Here is a 4,131-nt window from a genome sequence, read left to right on the forward strand (position 1 = left end):
ATCACGAGGCTTCCGACGACGTTTTTATCGAGGCGCTCGAGCTTGCCCCAGACGATGTTAAAATTTATCTCCAAAGCGCGCGCCATGTGCGTGATCACGCTGTCAAACGCGACCGCGGGCGGGAAAAAGAGCCTGATATTCACGCCGCTTGCGGGAAGCACCTCCTCCTCGCCCAAAAACTCCTTCATATTCTCATCCGGGTGCAGAAACAGCGAGACGATATCGCCCGAGTTGCTCACGCGCCCGCCCTTAAGCAGGATCGCACGCTGCGCGATGCCTTTTACGACCTCCATCTCGTGCGTAACGAGCACGATCGTGATACCTAGCTCGCGATTGATGCGGCGCAGAAGCGATAAAATTTGCGCGGTAGTATTGGGATCAAGCGCCGAGGTCGCCTCGTCGGAAAGCAAAATTTTAGGGCTTAATGCAAGCGCGCGCGCAATCGCCACGCGCTGCTTCTGTCCGCCGCTAAGCTCGCTAGGATAGGCGTTTGCTTTATCCGCAAGCCCCACGAGCTCTAAAAGTTCGGCTACGCGGCGCTTCGTGTGATCCTTTGAATATCCCCAAAATTCTAACGGCGTGGCGACGTTTTGCGCGACGCTGCGGCGGCTCATCAGCGCGAAGTGTTGAAAAATCATACCGATATTTTTGCGCAGCTCGCGAATCTGTGCGGCACTTAGCTCTCTTACCTCCCTGCCCTCTACCTTGAGGCTTCCTTCTTGATAGTCCTCAAGGCCGTTTATGCAGCGCAGCAGAGTGCTTTTACCCGCACCGCTGCGACCGACGATAGCAAAAATTTCGCCCTGTTTCACCTCCAGGCTCACATCGTCGATCACGCAGGTTTTGCCGTAAAATTTCTTTAAATTTTCTATCTTTATCACTCAGATTTCCTCGTTCATAATTCCGCTGAAACGCCCCCAGAAATTTATAAAATTTCGCGCCTTAGCTCATCTGCGCTCTTTGGCGAAAGAAGCGCCGGAGCGATGTCAAATACGCTAAACGCGCCGCGCTCGCCCTTTTTTGCTAGGCGGTACGCCGCACGGGCATAGGCTACGAGCACGCTAGCGGTAAATTCGGGATTTGAATCAAGCTTTAGCGAAAACTCGATCAGATGCTTATTTTCGCCGCGCTCGCCGGTTGCTCCGCTTCGCAAGACGAAGCCTCCGTGAGGGATGCCGCCGTGCTCTTTTTTAAGCGTCGCAAGATCTACGAAATGCACGCTCGTGTCATAGTCGGCGAAGTAATTCGGCATCGTTTTTATCTCACGCTCGATGCGCGCTTTATCGGCACCCTCTTCGGCTACGACGTAGCACTCGCGCAGGTGTTTTTCTCTCGTAGATAAATTTGGATTTTCGCCTGCGCGGACTCGCTCTAGAGCGCTATCTATCGGTACGGTGTATTGGCGTGCGTCCACGACGCCCTCGATCCTGCGGATAGCGTCTGAGTGGCCCTGGCTCACGCCTTTACCCCAAAATGTATAGCTGCTGCCGTTTTGTAGCACACTCTCGCCAAACAGTCTATTTAGCGAAAACAGACCCGGATCCCAGCCTACGGCGATGATACCCACGTTTCCGCCCGCTTTGGCGGCGGCGTCTACCGCGGCGAAGTGCCCAGGTATTTTTGCATGCGTATCGAAGCTATCGACGACGTTAAAATTTTGTGCAAATTCTGGCGTCTGCGTCGGTAGATCCGTCGCGCTGCCACCGCAAAGCACCAAAACGTCAAATTTGCCCTTGTGCGCTAAAATTTCATCCGCGCTAAACACCGGCGCGCCGTATGTTTGCACGCTGCGCGGCTCGCGGCGAGAAAATACAGCCGAAAGCTCTAAATCCTTGCTATTTCGCGCGACAAGCTCTACGCCGCGACCTAAATTTCCATATCCTAAAACCGCTATTTTTATTTTTTCGCTCATTTTTTATCCTTCAGATTTTAAGATTTAGCGCGTAAAACGGCGCGCCGCCGATGAAATTTTACCTCAGTAGGAAATAATAAATCACATATAACCAACTTAAAAATCCGTGAATTATCGCCCACATTATGCTTTTATTGACTCCCCATGATAGTGCGACGGCTATGACCGTGCCTAAAGTAAATCCACCGATACTACCCTTTGACATATTTTTCTCCTTAATTTAAAATTTTGGCTCAAACGAGCGGGCTACTCGCCAAACGCCTTTAGCTCGTCGCGTACTTTGGCGAATTTCTCCTGCGCGCTTTGCAGTCCTTCGCGGTTGGCTTCGACCACGGCTTGCGGGGCGGAGGAGATAAATTTTTCATTGCCAAGCATTGCAGAGAGCTTTTCGATCTCTTTTTGCAGCTTTGCTTTTTGCGCGTTAAGACGCGAAATCACGCCGCTAAGATCGACCCCCTCAAGCGGCACGAAGCTTTCTAAATTCTCGCTCACGTCGCGGGCGGAATTTGCGATGTTTTGCTGCGTAAATTCCACTTCATCGACCTTGGCAAGCGTTTTGATGTAGTCCGCAGCAGCGCTTAGATCGACTGCGGATTTGACGTAGGCTTTGGCTACGCGCGCATTGCCGAGCTCGATCGTCGCCTTTGCGCGGCGAATGCTAACGATCGCTTCGATGAGAAGCGAAAATAGCTCCTCGATCCGCTCGTCGCGCTCGCCAGGCTGCGGGTATCGCATCACCATGATGGAGCGCGCGTCTTGTAGCTTCGTGCCGCTTAGCTCCTGATACAGATACTCGCTTAGAAACGGCATAAACGGGCTTAGTAGCTTCATCGCTTCTTTAAAAATCATCCCTAGCTCGCCTATCGCGGCCTTGTCCGCCTTGCTAAGCTCAATGCCCCAGTCGCAAAACTCGTCCCAAAAAAACTTATAAAGCTCAGTCGCAGCGTCGTTGAAGCGGTATTCGTCTAAATTTTCCCGCACCGCGCCCACGCAGCAGTTAAAGCGCGAAAGCATATATTTGCCGAGGCTCGTTTTGATCCGCGCCGCGTCTAAATCGTCAAATTTAGAGGCGTTTAAAAGCAAAAATTTGCTCGCGTTATAAAGCTTGTTCGTAAAATTTCTGTAAATCAAAAGCTTATCGTCGCTAAGGCGCAGATCGCGCCCCTGCACGCACAAAATCGTAAGCGTAAAGCGCAAAATATCGGCGCTAAATTCGTCTATTTTTAGCAGCGGATCGACTACGTTTTTGCTCGATTTGCTCATCTTTTTGCCGTCTTTGTCCTTAACCAGAGCATGCAGGTAGATGTCGCGAAACGGCAGCTCGCCCATGGCGTTTTGGCACTGAAACATCATACGCGCGACCCAGAAAAACAAAATGTCAAAGCCCGTAATCAGCATGGTATTCGGATAAAATTCGCTCAAATCCTCCTCAAACCACTTTTCGTTTTTCAGCGCCTCGCCGTTGCCCCATCCAAGCGTGCTGATCGGCCAAAGACCGCTTGAAAACCACGTATCGAGCACGTCGGGATCTTGAGTAAAATTTTTACCGCCGCATTTCGGGCAGGCATCGGGGCTCTCTCGCTCATCCGCCCACTGATGGCCGCAGTCGCAGTAAAACACGGGAATTCTATGCCCCCACCACAGCTGGCGACTGATGCACCAGTCTTTCAGCTCGCGCATCCAGGCGTTGAAGCTATTAATCCAGTGCTTCGGGAAAAATTCCGCCTCGCCGGAATTTACTTTTATAATTGCTTCTTTTGCGATATCCGCGCGCACGAACCACTGCTGCGAGATGTACGGCTCGACGACGTTTTTGCAGCGGTAGCAATAGCCGACTTGATTTTCGTAATCCTCGATTTTTTCGATAAAGCCCAGCCTCTCAAGCTCCGCTACGATCTGATCGCGCGCAGCAAGTCGCTCTAGACCTTGAAATTTACCGCACTGCTCGTTTAAAATTCCTTTTTCGTCAAAAACGGTGATAAAGCCCAGCTCGTGGCGCTTGCCAACCTCGTAGTCGTTGGTATCGTGCGCGGGCGTGACCTTCACGGCGCCCGTTCCGAAGCTCATATCGACGTATTCGTCGGCGATGATCTCTATCTCGCGGCCGATTAGCGGCAGCACGACTTTTTTGCCGATTAAATTTTTATAGCGTTCGTCCGCGGGATTTACCATTACGGCGGTGTCGCCGAAGTAGGTCTCAGGGCGTGTAGTAGCCACGA

General features: G+C 51.8%; 3 protein-coding genes. All 3 read right to left on the minus strand.

What is annotated here, in order from left to right; translation table 11 throughout:
• On the minus strand, positions 1 to 881 hold an 881-nt coding region (locus Q0277_RS06925), incomplete at its 3' end, for a methionine ABC transporter ATP-binding protein (protein WP_297996782.1).
• Positions 882 to 925: 44 nt separating this feature from the next.
• On the minus strand, positions 926 to 1,912 hold the full coding sequence (locus Q0277_RS06930) for a diaminopimelate dehydrogenase (RefSeq protein ID WP_297996783.1): 987 nt from the start codon (positions 1,910 to 1,912) through the stop codon (positions 926 to 928).
• A 246-nt stretch (positions 1,913 to 2,158) separates the two neighbouring features.
• Positions 2,159 to 4,131 (minus strand): valine--tRNA ligase (locus Q0277_RS06935; RefSeq protein ID WP_297996785.1); only part of this gene is annotated, 1,973 nt, incomplete at its 5' end.

The sequence above is a fragment of the uncultured Campylobacter sp. genome, from assembly GCF_938030815.1.
In the GTDB taxonomy this organism is placed as follows: Bacteria; Campylobacterota; Campylobacteria; order Campylobacterales; family Campylobacteraceae; genus Campylobacter_B.